Source organism: Abditibacteriota bacterium, from assembly GCA_017552965.1.
Taxonomy (GTDB): domain Bacteria; phylum Armatimonadota; class UBA5829; order UBA5829; family UBA5829; genus RGIG7931.
In genome coordinates, this window is record JAFZNQ010000039.1 from 25,969 (window position 1) to 40,846 (window position 14,878).

General features: G+C 60.2%; 13 protein-coding genes. 11 read left to right on the top strand and 2 right to left on the bottom strand.

Annotation, left to right across the window (positions count from 1 at the left end; all coding sequences use genetic code 11):
- Positions 1 to 9: 9 nt before the first annotated feature.
- Positions 10 to 1,209, top strand: a complete 1,200-nt coding sequence (gene argJ / locus IK083_04055) for a bifunctional glutamate N-acetyltransferase/amino-acid acetyltransferase ArgJ (protein MBR4748732.1) — start codon at positions 10 to 12, stop codon at positions 1,207 to 1,209.
- A gap of 45 nt (positions 1,210 to 1,254) precedes the next feature.
- On the opposite strand, the gene IK083_04060 is transcribed toward argJ, so the two are convergent.
- Positions 1,255 to 2,190 (bottom strand): glycosyltransferase family 2 protein, encoded by a 936-nt coding sequence (locus IK083_04060; GenBank protein ID MBR4748733.1) that lies wholly within the window; start codon positions 2,188 to 2,190, stop codon positions 1,255 to 1,257.
- Complete coding sequence (locus tag IK083_04065; GenBank protein ID MBR4748734.1) at positions 2,187 to 3,128, bottom strand: glycosyltransferase; 942 nt, start codon at positions 3,126 to 3,128, stop codon at positions 2,187 to 2,189. Before IK083_04065 ends, IK083_04060 begins: the two co-directional genes overlap by 4 nt.
- 192 nt (positions 3,129 to 3,320) lie before the next feature.
- Between IK083_04065 and IK083_04070 the strand changes: the two genes are divergently transcribed.
- From IK083_04070 to ald, 10 genes are all read left to right on the top strand, one after another.
- The gene (locus IK083_04070; protein MBR4748735.1) at positions 3,321 to 4,199 is read left to right on the top strand and encodes a DUF805 domain-containing protein; all 879 of its coding nucleotides are present in this window, start codon (positions 3,321 to 3,323) and stop codon (positions 4,197 to 4,199) included.
- On the top strand, positions 4,199 to 5,689 hold the full coding sequence (locus IK083_04075) for an NAD(P)H-hydrate dehydratase (GenBank protein MBR4748736.1): 1,491 nt from the start codon (positions 4,199 to 4,201) through the stop codon (positions 5,687 to 5,689). Before IK083_04070 ends, IK083_04075 begins: the two co-directional genes overlap by 1 nt.
- A complete protein-coding gene (locus IK083_04080; GenBank protein ID MBR4748737.1) occupies positions 5,686 to 6,762 on the top strand; it encodes a family 10 glycosylhydrolase in 1,077 nt (358 codons plus the stop codon). Before IK083_04075 ends, IK083_04080 begins: the two co-directional genes overlap by 4 nt.
- Position 6,763: 1 nt before the next feature.
- Positions 6,764 to 7,876: a metallophosphoesterase gene (locus IK083_04085; GenBank protein MBR4748738.1), complete on the top strand. Its 1,113-nt coding sequence runs from the start codon at positions 6,764 to 6,766 to the stop codon at positions 7,874 to 7,876.
- Between the two features lie 25 nt (positions 7,877 to 7,901).
- The gene (locus tag IK083_04090; protein ID MBR4748739.1) at positions 7,902 to 8,987 is read left to right on the top strand and encodes a metallophosphoesterase; all 1,086 of its coding nucleotides are present in this window, start codon (positions 7,902 to 7,904) and stop codon (positions 8,985 to 8,987) included.
- Between the two features lie 43 nt (positions 8,988 to 9,030).
- Positions 9,031 to 10,107 (top strand): metallophosphoesterase, encoded by a 1,077-nt coding sequence (locus IK083_04095; GenBank protein ID MBR4748740.1) that lies wholly within the window; start codon positions 9,031 to 9,033, stop codon positions 10,105 to 10,107.
- 29 nt (positions 10,108 to 10,136) lie between these two features.
- Positions 10,137 to 11,210 carry a metallophosphoesterase gene (locus tag IK083_04100; protein ID MBR4748741.1) on the top strand — a complete coding sequence of 358 codons (1,074 nt, stop codon included), beginning with the start codon at positions 10,137 to 10,139 and terminating at the stop codon, positions 11,208 to 11,210.
- Between the two features lie 8 nt (positions 11,211 to 11,218).
- Positions 11,219 to 12,340, top strand: coding sequence for a glycerate kinase (locus IK083_04105; protein ID MBR4748742.1), 1,122 nt, complete (start codon positions 11,219 to 11,221; stop codon positions 12,338 to 12,340).
- A 117-nt stretch (positions 12,341 to 12,457) separates the two neighbouring features.
- Positions 12,458 to 13,645, top strand: a complete 1,188-nt coding sequence (gene alr, locus IK083_04110; GenBank protein MBR4748743.1) for an alanine racemase — start codon at positions 12,458 to 12,460, stop codon at positions 13,643 to 13,645.
- A 43-nt stretch (positions 13,646 to 13,688) separates the two neighbouring features.
- Positions 13,689 to 14,804 carry an alanine dehydrogenase gene (gene ald, locus IK083_04115; GenBank protein ID MBR4748744.1) on the top strand — a complete coding sequence of 372 codons (1,116 nt, stop codon included), beginning with the start codon at positions 13,689 to 13,691 and terminating at the stop codon, positions 14,802 to 14,804.
- The last annotated feature ends 74 nt before the right edge of the window (positions 14,805 to 14,878 follow it).

Below are 14,878 nucleotides of genomic sequence, written 5' to 3' on the forward strand. Positions count from 1 at the left end.
ATAATTGCCATGAATATCAATCAAAATACCGGCGTCACCGAAGCAAAGGGATATTCGGCGTCGGGAGTATATTGCGGCCTGAAGCAAAAGGGGCTCGACGTGGCTCTGGTGTTTTCGGACAGGCCTGCCGTCTGCGCGGGCATCTTTACCACCAACGCCTTCAAGGCCGCCCCGGTGGTATATGACCGGGAGATACTGGCCCTGGGAGGCTCCGTCCGGGCCGTGGTGCTCAATGCAGGCAACGCCAACGCCTGCACCGGCATCAGGGGCTCCAGGGACGTGACCGACACCTGCGCGGAGGCGGCGTCGCTGCTCTCTGTGTCCCCACGGGAGGTGCTGGCGGCCTCCACCGGCATCATAGGCGTGCCCATGCCCATGGACAAGCTGCTCGCAGGCGTCAGAGAGGCTGCCCGGAGTCTGTCGGACAAGGGAGGCAGCAAGGCCTCCGAGGCCATCATCACCACAGACACCTGCTCCAAGAGGGTCTCGGCGTCCTTTGAACAGGAGGGCGTCACCGTCACCATAGGCGGCATGAGCAAGGGGGCCGGCATGATCAATCCCAATATGGCCACTACCCTCACCGTGATCACCACCGACGCCCGTATAGGCCGCCCGGCCCTCCAAAGGGCTCTGGGCGCTTCGGCAGAGACCTCCTTCAACGCCCTGACGGTGGACGGGGATATGAGTACCAACGACACCTGCCTGGTGCTGGCCAACGGCGCGGCAGGCGCTCCGGAGATAGAGTATGACACCCCCGCATACTATGCCTTTGAGAAGGCTCTGGGAGAAGTCATGACAGGGCTGGCCAGGCTTCTGGCCGCCGACGGCGAAGGGGCTACCAAGTATATGGAGATCACAGTCAGGGGCGCCGCCACAGTGGCCGACGCCCGCAGGGCCGCCAAGGCCATAGGCAACTCGCCTCTGGTGAAAACGGCTGTGTTCGGAGAAGACCCCAATTGGGGCAGGGTGCTGTGCGCGGCAGGCTATTCCGGCGCCCGGGTCGATCCTTCGGCGGCGAGCCTGTGGTTCGGCGATATACTCATAGTGCAAAACGGCGAGCCGGTGCCCGGCGCAGACGCCCGTCCCGCGCTTGCCGGCAAAGAGGTGTTCATCACTCTGGATCTGGGGATAGGCAGGGGAGAGGCCGTGTGCTTTTCCTGCGACTTCAGCTACGACTACGTGAAGATCAACGGCGAATACCACACCTGACGACCGCATATGATCACGGGGCTCCCTCAGGGGAGCCCCGCGCGTTTATTCGTCCCGGTCACAGGTGGTCTCTTTGATGATATAGGCCGGACGCCTCTTGGTCTCCATGTAGGTCTTGGCCAGATACTGGCCCAGGATGCCGGTGCAGAAGAGCTGGACCCCGGATACGAAGAACACTATGCACACCAGGCTGGGCCAGCCCTGGACCGGGTCCTTCCAGATGAGGGTCTTGACTATGATGACCAGGATCATCAGGAGGGAGATGACAAAGAACACTATGCCCATGACCGACGCTATCAGCAGAGGCGCTTCGGAAAAGCCCACTATGCCGTCCACGCTGTAGGCCAGCAGCTTCCAGAAGGACCATTTGGTCTCTCCCGCCAGCCGCCGGGTGTTTGCATAGTCGAACCATTTGGTCCTGAAGCCCACCCAGGACATGATGCCCTTGGAAAAACGGTTGTATTCCGTGACGGCTATGATGGCGTCCCGGACCTGCCTCGTCATGACCCGGAAATCCCGGGCCCCATCCACTATCTCCGTCTTGCTGATCCTGTTGATGCACTTGTAAAACAGACGGGCGAAAAAGCTGCGTATGGGGGGCTCGCCCTCCCGGGTGGTGCGCCGGGCCGCCGCCACGTCATAGCCCTCTGCGACGGCTTCCAGCATGGGCCCCAGCAGCTCGGGGGGATCCTGCAGGTCCGCGTCCATCACCGCTATGAGGTCGCCTCCGGCGGCCCTGAGGCCTGCCAGCAGCGCCGACTCCTTGCCGAAGTTGCGGGAAAAGGATATATATCTGACGCTCCGGTCCCGGCCGGCCAGCTCCCGGATGATGTCCAGGGAGCCGTCGGCGCTGCCGTCGTCAACAAAGATCAGCTCCGAAGCCACGGGCAGCTGCGAGAGAGCGCCGGAGACCTCCCGGTAAAAGGCGGCCAGACTGTCTTTTTCGTTGAATACGGGCACTACTATGGAAAGGGTCTTCATTTGCGGTCCTTTTCGGTGAGTCTCTGGAGCAGGAGATAATTCTGATCCGAATACTTCTTGATGGTATCCAGTATGATGCCGCACACCAGACTGATGACGGAGGCGGAGCCTATGGCCGCCGATATGATGAGGGTGGGGAACCGGGGCACCTCGCCCGTGTTCAGAAATTCTATGAAGATGGGCACGAACAGCGCCAGGGCTATGAGCCCCAGGAGGAGGCTGACCGAGGCGAAGAACTGCATGGGCCTGTAGCTTTTGAACAGGGCAAACAGGGTGCCGAGCACTCTGGCGCCGTCCCTGAAGGTGTTCAGCTTGCTGGCGCTGCCGGAGGGGCGGTCTCTGTATTCGATGGGTATCTCCTTGATGAGAAAGTGCTTGTCCAGAGCGTGGACAGTCATCTCGGTCTCTATCTCAAAGCCCCGGCTCAGGACCGGGTAGCCCGCCACAAAACGCCGGCTGAAGGCCCGCATCCCGGTCATGATGTCCTGGATGCTGCTGTGAAATATACGGTTGATGAGATACCGCATGAGCCGGTTGCCGAAGCTGTGGAACCGGCGCTTGTTCTCTCTGAAATAGGTGGAGGACAGCCGGTCGCCTATGGCCATGTCCGCCTCGCCGTCCAGCACTGCCCGGACCAGGGCCACGGCCTCCCCGGCGGGGTAGGTCATGTCGCTGTCGGCCATGACGTAGCAGTCGGCGTCTATGTCCCGGAACATGCTCTTGATCACAAAGCCCTTGCCCTGTCTGTATTCCCGCACCACCAGAGCCCCGGCGCTCCGGGCCAGGTCTCCGCTGCCGTCGGTGGAGTTGTTGTCATAGACGTAGACGTCCGCGCCGGGAAAGACGCTCCTGTAGTCTTCCACGACTCCGACTATGGTCTCTGCCTCGTTGTAGCAGGGCAGCAGCACCGCTATTTTTTTGTCTGTAACAAATGCCATTCTCTCATACCTAAAATTATGATAGCATATTGCCGGTGTCTTTGCAAGACGGGCCTGCGGCCCAAAATGACCCGGCCCCGGAAAATGCTTTTTCCCTTGACAGAATGGCTATTGTGGTGTATAATAAATATATATAATTTCTACCGGAAAGGCTGACCTCTGCATATGGCAGCCTCTGGCAAAGGACTGGCAATGAAGTATTTTATCGAGTGTCTTACCATCAGGCGGGCCGACTGCTACAGCAGGGCGTCCAGAAGGGAGTACTGGCTCTTCGTGCTGTTTCTCGTCCTGGTCTGGCTCATCTGGGGCGCGCTGATATGGGCTCTCATCTACCTGCTGGGACTGCAGGATATCAGGGACGTGCAAAGGATCTTCACCGAACACAGATATCCCAATGCGGATATAGCCTTTACGGCCGTGTCCCTTTACGTCATACTGATGGCTACGGCAGTGCCCTCCCTCGCGGTGACTGTCCGCAGGCTCCATGACACGGGCAGGAGCGGCATGTGGATACTGCTCAACTGGATCCCCCTGGCGGGCACCGTGGGCCTGCTGATCGCATGTATGCTCCCGGGGGACAAGGGGACCAACCGTTTTGGCGAGGATCCCCGGACCAGATATTCCCAGGGGCCTCTGTTCAAGTCGGATTTTGCCTGCATGAAGCAGTGCCTTGCCAAATATGCCGACTTTGCCCGCAAATGCAATCTGCAGGAATACTGGAGCTTCGTCATACTGGACTTTTGCCTCCTCCTGCTGGCAGGCGCCCTGGGGGGCCTGCTGGATATATATTTCCGCAGCGGCGGCGCCGCTTTTTCCAACTCTCTCATCTTCATCGTGTTCGTGGGGACCATAGTGCCCCTGCTGTCCGCTACCGCCAAAAGGCTCAGGAGCGCCGGCTTTGTGCGCCGGTGGATCTGGGTGGGCCTCGTTCCCTTTTTGATGTGGCTGCCCTTTGCCGGGTCCTACAACCTGAGAGCCAAGCTCTTCGGCCTCGTGGCCATTGCCGGCTGCAGCTTCCTTTACGTGTTGCTGGTGACTCCCGACAGGGATCCCCAGGAGGGCCTGATATAGTGGACAGGATCTGCCTCAGGGCCCGGGACGTCCGGCGTATGGACCGATACTGCATCGACACGCTGGGGATACCGGCAGCCATACTGATGGAAAACGCCGCCAGAGGCGTGGCCGACGCCATCATAGCCCGCACCGCCCCCTGCAGGACCGCCGTGCTGGCGGGCAGGGGCAACAACGGCGGCGACGGGCTGGCTGTGGCCAGACATCTCCTGTCTGCCGGCTATGAGGTGACCATATACAACGCCGGCTCCGGCGCCGGCTCCGAAGAGACGGAGCAGAACAGGCGTATGGCCGAGGCCCTCAATATACCCCAAAAGACCATCCCTCTCTCCGCCCTTCCCCCGGCCCTGACGGAGGAGATCAACAGCGCCCCCCTGCTGGTGGACGCAGTGTTCGGAGCGGGCTTCCGGCTCCCCCTGAGAGCAGAATTCCTGCCTCTGGCAGAGAGCCTGGCGCCCCGGGGGACCGTGTTTGCCATAGACGTACCCTCCGGCATAGACGGCGACACAGGTCAGGGCCGCCCTCTGTGCAGGGCTCATTTTACCGTCACCATCCATGCGCCGAAGCCGGGGCTCTGGCTGTATCCCGGCAGGGCCTGGGCCGGAGAAGTGATCACCGCAGACCTGCGGGTCCCTTATCTGCCGGAGGAGCGCCCCTCGGTCCGGCTGAAGGAGAGCTTTTGCATCCCTCCCAGAGACCCCATGTGCTACAAGGGCTCTTTTCCCCACGTGGGGATAGTGGGAGGCAGGCTGGGCATGACCGGCGCAGGCATACTGGCAGCCAAAAGCGCTCTCTGCTGCGGCGCCGGCCTGGTGTCCGTGGCCGCTCCCGCGGCTTACGCCCACATATTTGAGCAGCAGGTCGCGGAGGCCATGACCTGTCCCATACTCGCCTCGGACGCTCTGGGATATCTGGACGCCGCGGAGGAGCTGAAGGCCTTTGCCCGGGGAAAGACCGCGCTGGTGATAGGTCCCGGCCTGGGCAGGGACCGCAGAGAGATGGTGACCCGTGTCCTGACGGAGACCCCGTGCTCCATGGTGGTGGATGCGGACGCCCTGTGGTGCATCGGCAAGGACCCGGGCCTGCTGGCGGACATAGGCCCCAGGAGCATATTCACTCCCCACTACGGAGAGATGAGCTATCTCACCGGGCTTTCCATAGAGGAGATCAAGGCGGACAAGGTGGGCGTGGCGGCGGACTTTGCCGACAGATACAACACCTGTCTGGTCCTGAAGGGCCCGGACACGGTGGTGGCCCGCCCGGGCGCCGTGTCTATCAACACCTCCGGCTGCCCCGCCATGGCCGGCCCCGGCTTCGGGGACACTCTGTGCGGCATGATCGCCGCGGGAGCCTCCTCGCCCGAGGATATGGTGTATCTGCACGGGCTGGCGGGGGAGAGAGCGGCGGCGGACCGCTCGGAGACCTGCGTGACAGCAGAGGATATCATCAGGTATATACCTGTGTGCATAAAAGAAAGGAGCAATGTATGACACTGCGGATATTTGCTGTTTTGATACTGATCGCGGCCTGCAGCGCCTGCTGCGCCCTGACCGGCAAGGACATCAAGGGCGTCTACGTTACGGGCTGGACCGGCGGAGCCTTTACCAAGGCAGAGGTGGACGCCACCCTGAACGGCGTAAAGGAAATGGGGGCGACGGACGTATTTCTGCAGGTGCGGAAATATGACGACGCTATGTATGACACGGCTCTGGTCAAAAAGGTGTCCAACGTGGCTGCGGGCTTTGACCCTCTCGGCTACGCCCTCAAGAAGGCCCACTCCATGGGGCTCCGGATACACGCCTGGCTGGTCATCTGCCGCATAGACGGCCCGGACTACAAGACCACCCTCACCGCCCGCCAGCAGGGCTGGCTGGCCCTGATGGAAAACGGTCAGGCCATGTCCAACGACGCCGTGTATATAGACCCCGCCGTTCCCGCGGCCAGGGAATATCTGTGCAGCGTGGTCAGGGACGTGCTGACCCGTTATAAGGTGGACGGCATACACTGGGACTACATACGCTACGCGTCCAAGTCCTACAGCTATTCCGGCTACTCCAGGGCTCTGTTTTACAAGGAATACGGCATGAGAGACGTGACCGCTCCCGAATACAGCGCCTTCCGCCGCCACAATATGAATCTGCTGGCCCGGGATCTCCGGGATGCGGTGCGCTCCGTCAACAAGACCGTGCCCATCTCCGCTGCCACCATCACCTGGGGCGGCATGGATTCCTACGAGAGCTCCACTCCCTACGTGTCCGTGTTTCAGGACTATCGGGAGTGGCTGAAGCAGGGCTATATAGACATAGCCATGCCCATGCTCTACAAGCGGGAGGAAAACGCCGAGCAGAAGAGAGACTTTCGCAGATGGCTGGCCTCCTTTGCCGAGCAGGGCAAGGACACCCAGTTCGCCGTCACCGTGTCCGACACCATGAACGACCCCGAGGACGCGGTGGAGCAGATAAAGCTCATCAAAAAGGCCGGCTACGGCTGGTGCATCTTTGCCTTTAACGACAACGAATACAGGCAGCCCATCAAAGAGGCTGTGAAAAAGGCCGGTCTGTAAAATGGCAGTCAAAAAACTCTGCGCATTGCTGCTGGCGACCCTGTGCGCCGCCGCGCTCTACGGCGCCGACTCTGCCTTTGTCACAGCCGGCAGGGCCGCCGCGGAAAAGGCCGACCTGACCTTTTTGTGGGCCAGCGACACACACCATCAGGCCGAGACGGGACACGGCGCTCAGGAGGAGCTGGTGGGGACCCTGGTCTCCTGCGCCAATGAGATAGGAGTGGACTTTGTGGCCCTTACCGGGGATCTGGTCCACGGGAACAAGGGCAGGGACAGCCAGCTCAACAACCTGGCCGAGCTCAGGGGGTGGCTGGACGGCTGCCGTATGCCCGTGATGCCCGCCATGGGCAACCATGACGACGGCTCCTGGTTCATCAGAAGGAGCATGGACAACAGCGAAGGCGTGGGCATCGGAGAGCTGGTGCCCCGGCAGGACTTTTTCGGCGCCATCCTCAAGGGCCACGAGAGCGAGTTCAGGACGGACCCCCGGGAGCCCCTGGGAGGCTGGTATTACAAGGACTTTACCAAGGCCAAGATCAGGGTCATAGTCCTCAACGTCATAGACATACCCTACATCCCCTCCGGCAACGGCCTGAAATACTACGGCCAGTGGAATTACGGCTTCGGGGAGGAGCAGCTCAACTGGCTGGCCAACAAGGCCCTCAAATTCAGCAAAAAGGGCTGGGGGGTCATAGTCATGACCCACATAGACTACGGCTCGGAATATCTGGGCACCATAGCCTCCGAGCCCGGCAATATGCCTGCCAATTCCCGGATAGTGGAGGGGCTGCTGGAGGCCTTTGTCAAACGGGAGGCCGGCACCTTTTACTCCGACAGGGAGGACTTTGAGGCCAGGGTGAAATACAACTTCAGGCACAACGCCTCCAACGAATTCATCGCTTCCTTTTCCGGACACCGGCACAAGAATCTCAGCGAATATGTGGCGGGAGTCCCCCACGTCCTCATAAGCAACATATTCAACGCCGGCGCCGGAGGCTTTGATCTGGTGGCGGTGGACAGAAAACGCCATACCATAAGCGCCAAGCGCTATTTCAAGGGGTATGCCCCCGAGCTGGACAGAAGCTTCGCCCTTGGCGGAGCCCCGAAAGAATAAAACTATCTGTACAACGGAGAGAAACATGAAAAAGCTACTTGCAGCCCTGGCATTATTGCTGGCCGTATCCGCCGCTCTGTATGCCCAGACCGATTTTACCGAGATAGGCAAAGAGGCCGCCAAAAAGGCCGACCTGGCCTTTATGTGGGGCAGCGACACCCACCACCAGGCTGTGGGCAATTACGGCGTGCCCAAAAGCCTGATAGACGAATTCGTCAGGGAGTCCAACGACATAGGCGTGGCCTTTGCCGCCCTGACCGGCGACCTGGTGAACGGCTATTATGACAGAGCCAATCAGGAAAAGGACCTGAAGGAGCTCAGGGAGTGGCTGAGCGGGTGCAAAATGCCCTTGATGCTCACCATGGGCAACCACGACGACAACGCCTGGTTCATATCCGGTCATGCCTCCGTGAAGGAGACAGGCAGCGTGGACGAGCTCTTCCCCAAGGAGGACTTTTTCAAGGTGGCCTTCGGCGGCTCGGAAAAGGAATTCGTCCGGGACCCCAAGAACCCTTACGGCGGCTGGTACTACAAGGACTTTACCAAGGCCAAGATCAGAGTCATCATGCTCAACAGCATAGACATACCCTATATCCCCCTGGACAAGGGCCTCAAGTATTACGGCCAGTGGCACTACGGCTTCTGCAACGACCAGCTCAACTGGCTGGCCAACAAGGCCCTCAGGTTCAGCAAGCCCGGCTGGGGCGTGATAATCATGACTCACAATGACTATGCTCCCGCCACCAGCAAGCTCTTTGACCAGGTCATGGAGCCCGTGAACTCCGATATCATCAGGGGCATTCTGGACGCCTATCAGAAAAAGGAAATGGGCACCCTGGAATCCAAAGTGGAGGACCATGAGGCCAAGGTCAAATACAACTTCCGCAACAACAAGTCCAACGAATTCATAGCCTCCTTCGCAGGCCACAGGCACGGCAATCTGTACGAATACATTGACGGTACGCCCCATATCCTCATAGGCAGTATATTCGACAAGAGCAGGGGAGGCTTTGACCTGGTCACCATAGACCGCAAAAAGAAGACCATCTCTTCCCGCAGATTCCTGAACGGCAAGGCTGCTCCCGAGTTCAACAGGTCCTTCCTGTATTAGACCCGGAAGGGGCGCTGCGCCCCTTTGAGCATGGAAAAAGCCGGTGAAAAGATCGTTTTTGTTGACCGCGGCGCTGCTGCTGTTGGCCCTGTGCGCCGCGGGCGAGCCCTTTGACCCTGCAGCCCGGGAGGCTGCAGGGCAGGCCGATCTGGCCTTTTTGTGGGGCAGCGACACCCATCACCAGAGATCCACGGGCAAAGGGGCTCAGTATGAGCTCATCAGCCGGTTTGTCCGGTCCGCCGAAGCGGTCGGCGCGGACTTTGCCGCCATCACCGGCGATCTGGTCCACGGCGGCTATAACAAGGCGGCGCAGACAGAGGATCTGGAGGAGCTGTGCGGCTGGCTCGCCGGGTGCCGGGTGCCCGTACTGCTGGGTATGGGCAACCACGATGACAACAGCTGGTTCGTGTCCGGCAGGGCCACCGTAAAGGAGATAGGCTCTCCCGAGGAGCTGATGCCCAAGGAGGACCTGTATGCCCTGGTGTTCGGCGCGCTGCGCAGCGACTTTGTCCGGGACCCCGCGAACCCCTATGGCGGCTGGTATTACAAGGACTTTTCGCGGGCAAAGGTGAGGGTCATCATGCTGAACTCCTCCGACGTGCCCTATATCCCCGCGGCCGAAGGGCTGAAATACTACGGCCAGTGGACCTACGCCTTCCGTCAGGAGCAGCTGGAGTGGCTGGCCAACAAGGCTCTCAGATTCGGCAAAAGGGGCTGGGGGGTCATCATCATGTCCCACGTGACCTTTGTGCCCGCGCCTGCCAGGCCCGACAGGACCATGCCCATCAATCACGAGCTGGTGAGCGAGCTGGTGGAGGCCTTCAGGACCGGAGGCCGGGGGACTCTCAGGTCCGACAGGGAGGACTACACTGTCAGGGTGAACTACAACTTCGGCCACAACCTGTCCCGGGACTATATAGCCTCCTTTGCCGGCCACACCCACAACAATGAATGCGACTATCAGGACGGCTCTCCCAGGCTGATCGTGGGGAATATGTTCAACAAAAAACATGGGGGCTACGACCTGGTGACCATAGACCGCAAAAGGCGGAGGATCGGCCTCATGAAGTGTCTCGACGGCGAGACTGCTCCCGAGTGGACCAGAGCCTGCGCCTATTGACGGAAAAATAAAAAAAGAAGAGGAGTGTCATGAAAAAACTGTTTGCGCTGCTGGCAGCGGTCCTGGCGCTGTCTGTCGCAGCTTTCTCTGCCGACGCAGCCTTTACGGAAGCTGCCAAAAAAGCTTCTGCCGGAGCGGATCTGGTGTTCGTATGGGGCAGCGACGTCCACTACCAGCCTCAGGACAATCACGGTGTGTCCCGGGAAATGATGGAAGAATTTGTCTCCGCGGCCCATGAGACCGGCGCGGCCTTTGCCGCCATCACCGGAGACCTGTTCCACGGCCATTTTGACAAGGACACGGGCCTCGGAAACCTGGCTGAGCTGTGCACCTTCTTTGAGGACTGCCGGGTGCCCGTCATGTTCACCCAGGGCAACCACGACGACAACAGGTATTACGTATATAAGACCCGCAACCCCGACGACACCTTTGACATGGGGCAGGTGATAAACAAGGAAGATATATACCGGATAGTCCTGAAGGGCCGGGAAAAGGACTTCGTCACGGACCCCAAAAACCCTTACGGCGGATGGTATTACAAGGACTTTACCAAGGCCAAGATCAGAGTCATCATGCTCAACTGCATAGATATGCCCCATATACCCGATTATCCGGTGAACAGGTTCAAATACTACGGCGGCTACAGCAGCGACCAGCTCAACTGGCTGGCGGGTAAGGCCCTCAGGTTCAGCAAAAAGGGTTGGGGCGTCATAGTCATGACCCACATAGATTATGCTTCCCAGGCAATAGGCAACTGGGCCATGCCCATCAATTCGGAGATAGTGGAGGGGCTGCTGCAGGCCTTTGCCAAACAGGAGGCGGGCACCTTTTATTCCTTTGAGGAAGGCATGGAAGCCAAGGTAAAATACAATTTCCGGCACAACAGCTCCCACGAATACATCGCCGCCTTTGCCGGACACAAGCACAAGAATCTCAGCGAATCCGTGAACGGAGTGCCCCACGTCCTGATCAGCAACTTTTTCAGGGATCAGGAAGGAGGCTTTGACCTGGTGGCCATCGACCGCAAAAAACGCCTGGTCACCACCGTCCGGTGCCAGCGTGGCGCAGCCGCCCCCGGGCTGGACAGGGTGTTTGCCTATTAGCCGGCTCTATGAAGATAGTCGTTGCGCCGGACAGCTTTAAGGGGAGCCTCTCAGCCCGGGAGGCTGCCTTTTATATAGGGGAAGGGATCAAAAAGATCATTCCCGACGCAGAGACGGCGCTTATCCCGGTCGCCGACGGCGGAGAGGGGACCCTGGAGTGCCTGACGGAGGAGTCCGCCCGGCGACGGGTCCGGGTGACGGGCCCCATGGGCGGCCCGGTGGAAGCGGAATACGCCGCCGCCGACGGCATGGGCATAGTGGAAATGGCCCGGGCCGCAGGCCTCCTGCTGGCCCCGGACAGCCGCGCCGCCCTGGCTACCACCTACGGAGTGGGGGAGCTCATCAAAGAATGCCTCGTGAGGGGCTGCCGCCGGATACTGCTGACGGTGGGAGGCAGCGCCACCAATGACGGAGGCTGCGGCATGCTGTGCGCTCTGGGAGCCCGCTTTCTCCGGAAGGACGGCTCCTCCTTTGTGCCCGCGGGAGGGACCCTCGGGGAGATAGAGACCATAGACACGAGCGAGCTCTCCGGGGCCTTTTTGGCCTGTGAGTTCACTGTGGCCGCGGACGTGAGGAACCCCCTGCTGGGAGAGTCGGGAGCCACCATGACCTACGCCCGGCAGAAGGGCGCTTCCGACGAAGAGCTGCGGCTCATGGAGCAGGGCATGGCTCACTACGCTGCGATCCTGGAAAGGATGACCGGAAAAAAGGTCTCGCAGCTGCCCTCCTCCGGGGCTGCGGGAGGCGTCGCAGTCCCCATCATGGCATTTGGCAAATGCACGGTGCGCTCCGGGGCCCGGGCCGTCCTCTCCGCCTCCGGCTTTTACGATGCCGCCGCAGACGCCGACCTGGTGATATGCGGCGAGGGGCGGATAGACAGCCAGAGCCTGTGGGGCAAAGCGGCCGGCGAGATAGCCGGCTTTTGCAGAGAGCGCAGGATACCTCTCTATTGCATCTGCGGAGCTTCCGCCTGCGCCGAGAGGCCGGAGGGGATAGCCAAAATACTCACGGCGGAGTCCCTGGCGGACAGCCCTGCAGACTCTATGGCCCGGGCTCCCCGGTATCTCACGGTCCTGGGCAGCCTGGCCGCCATCGACCTGGCAGGCGGCGCAGTGAGGCGCGGCTATTGACTGACTGCCGGGCTGTGTGATAGAATAAATAAGGTTTTTGATAGTATGATCTTGTATTCGGCCTTGCGCGGGCAGAGGTCTTGCCGACCGGTCCGGGGCCGACAGTCAGTGTGATAAATGGTAATAAAGAACAAACAAAAGCGTGTGTGGGCGGAGATAGACCTGAATGCTGCGGAGGACAACTTTCAGTATATACGCGGCAGGATACGCCCCGAGACCCGGCTGTGCTGCGTCATCAAGGCAAACGCCTACGGACACGGCTCCCTGCAGCTGGCAAGGCTGTATGAGCGGCTGGGGGCGGACTGCTTTGGCGTCTCAAACATAGAAGAGGGCATCCAGCTCAGGGACGCCGGAGTCACCAAGCCTGTGCTGATACTGGGCTATACTCCCGTCCTGTGCGCCGCGGATCTGGCCAACTACCGCCTTTCCCAGTGTGTGTATTCCCAGGACTACGGCAAGGCTCTGTCGGTGAGCGCCACCGAAGAAGGCGTGAAGGTGTCGGTCCATATCAAGATAGACACGGGTATGGGCAGGATAGGCTTTCAGTTCAGGGAGCCCGGCAGACACTATGAGGAGCTGGACCGGGCGGCCGCCGTATGCAGCCTGCCGGGGCTGGAGCATGACGGCATCTTTACCCATTTTGCGGCGGCGGACGAAGGCAAGGACGGCGCGGCCTTTACCCTGGCCCAGTACGACTGCTTCAGGGAAGCCTGCCGGTATCTGGAAAGTAAGGGCATCACCTTTGGCATCAGGCATTGCTCCAATTCTGCCGCCATACTGGACTGGAACGATTGCCAGATGGATATGGTCAGAGCAGGCATCATCCTCTACGGCCTCAGGCCTTCGGCCAAGGTGCAGCAGACGGAGGCCCTGAAGCCGGTGATGACTCTGAAATCGGTGATAAGCCACATCAAGACCGTGTCCCCGGGAGACACGGTGAGCTACGGCGGGACCTTCAAGGCCCGGAAGCCCATGACAGTGGCCACCGTGCCCATAGGCTACGCCGACGGCTTTTTGAGAGGCAACGCCGACAAGTCGTCCATATTGGTAAAGGGCGTCCTTGCCCGGGTGATAGGACGGGTGTGCATGGACCAGCTGATGCTGGACGTCAGCGGCATAGACGGCCTGCGCGCAGGCGACGAAGCCGTCATATTCGGCCCCCGGCCGGCTCTCTCTGCCGACGAGATAGCGGCAAACTGCAACTCCATCGGCTATGAGACCATATGCCTCATAGGCGAGCGGGTGCCCCGGGTGTATATATACAACGGCGAGATAGTCCATATACAGGACAATATCCTCAATTAGCCATTACTGCTGCTGCGGCAGCCTGAAATACGAGGAAACGAGCATGATCATCGGAACTACCAGAGAGCTGAAAAATCACGAATACCGCGTAGGGCTTACCCCCGACAACGTGGTCGCATACACTGCCGCCGGGCACAGGGTCTTCGTGGAGACCAAGGCCGGCGAGGGAGCCGGCTTTGCCGATGCTGATTACGTATCCGCGGGCGCGGAAATACTGGGGACGCCGGCAGAGGTGTTTGATAAATGCGAAATGATAGTCAAGGTCAAGGAACCGGAGCCCTGCGAATACAACTATCTGCGGGAAGGGCAGATACTCTACACCTATCTGCACCTGGCTCCCAATCCGGGGCTGGCAAAAGCCCTTCTGGACAGAGGAGTAAAGGCGGTGGCCTTTGAGACCATCAGGGACAATATGGGCAACCTGCCCTGTCTGAGGCCCATGAGCCAGATAGCCGGCCGCCTGTCCGTGCAGGAAGGGGCCAAGTATCTGGAGCGGGAATTCGGCGGCAGAGGCGTGCTGCTGGGCGGCGTGCCGGGAGTGGAAAGAGGCAAGATAGTCATCATAGGCGGCGGCATCGCCGGCACCTACGCGGCCAAGGCGGCCGTGGGCATCGACGCTCAGGTGACCCTGCTGGAGGTCAACCCCAACAGGCTGGCCTATCTGGAGGATATATTCGGCGCTTCCGTGACCACTCTTTACAGCACCGAGGCCAACATCACCCGGGCTCTGGCCGAGGCGGATCTGGTGATAGGCTCCGTGCTGATACCCGGAGGCTCCACCCCCAAGCTCATACGCAGGGAGCATCTGGATATTATGAAGAAGGGGGCCGTGATAGTGGATATAGCCATAGATCAGGGCGGCTGCTGCGAGACCAGCCGCGTGACCACCCACGACAATCCCGTGTTCATCGAAAAAGGCATAGTGCACTACTGCGTGGGCAATATGCCCGGGGCGGTGCCCTACACCTCTACCGTGGCCCTGGCCAATACCACCTTCCGCTACGGCAAGCTCATCGCGGACAACGGCCTGGAAAAGGCGTTGGCTATGGATCCCGACTTTGCCTATGGCCTCAACACCTATGACCACCTGTGCACCAATGTCAACGTGGCCGAGAGTCTGGGGCTGGAGTTCACCGAGCCTGCGGCTGCTGTCAAATAAACCGGCTTCTGTTCCCGGCGCAGCGCGGACCTAATGGCCGGCTGCAGGATAAAAGCAATTCTCGCCGGGAAAAG

What these genes read in the sequence shown, in the direction of transcription:
- IK083_04060 (MBR4748733.1), bottom strand. Translation starts at nt 2,190, where the DNA reads ATGAAGACCCTTTCCATAGTAGTGCCCGTATTCAACGAAAAAGACAGT.
- IK083_04065 (MBR4748734.1), bottom strand. Translation starts at nt 3,128, where the DNA reads ATGGCATTTGTTACAGACAAAAAAATAGCGGTGCTGCTGCCCTGCTAC.
- IK083_04085 (MBR4748738.1), top strand. Translation starts at nt 6,764, where the DNA reads ATGGCAGTCAAAAAACTCTGCGCATTGCTGCTGGCGACCCTGTGCGCC.
- alr (MBR4748743.1), top strand. Translation starts at nt 12,458, where the DNA reads ATGGTAATAAAGAACAAACAAAAGCGTGTGTGGGCGGAGATAGACCTG.
- argJ (MBR4748732.1), top strand. Translation starts at nt 10, where the DNA reads ATGAATATCAATCAAAATACCGGCGTCACCGAAGCAAAGGGATATTCG.
- ald (MBR4748744.1), top strand. Translation starts at nt 13,689, where the DNA reads ATGATCATCGGAACTACCAGAGAGCTGAAAAATCACGAATACCGCGTA.
- IK083_04100 (MBR4748741.1), top strand. Translation starts at nt 10,137, where the DNA reads ATGAAAAAACTGTTTGCGCTGCTGGCAGCGGTCCTGGCGCTGTCTGTC.
- IK083_04090 (MBR4748739.1), top strand. Translation starts at nt 7,902, where the DNA reads ATGAAAAAGCTACTTGCAGCCCTGGCATTATTGCTGGCCGTATCCGCC.
- IK083_04105 (MBR4748742.1), top strand. Translation starts at nt 11,219, where the DNA reads ATGAAGATAGTCGTTGCGCCGGACAGCTTTAAGGGGAGCCTCTCAGCC.
- IK083_04080 (MBR4748737.1), top strand. Translation starts at nt 5,686, where the DNA reads ATGACACTGCGGATATTTGCTGTTTTGATACTGATCGCGGCCTGCAGC.
- IK083_04070 (MBR4748735.1), top strand. Translation starts at nt 3,321, where the DNA reads ATGAAGTATTTTATCGAGTGTCTTACCATCAGGCGGGCCGACTGCTAC.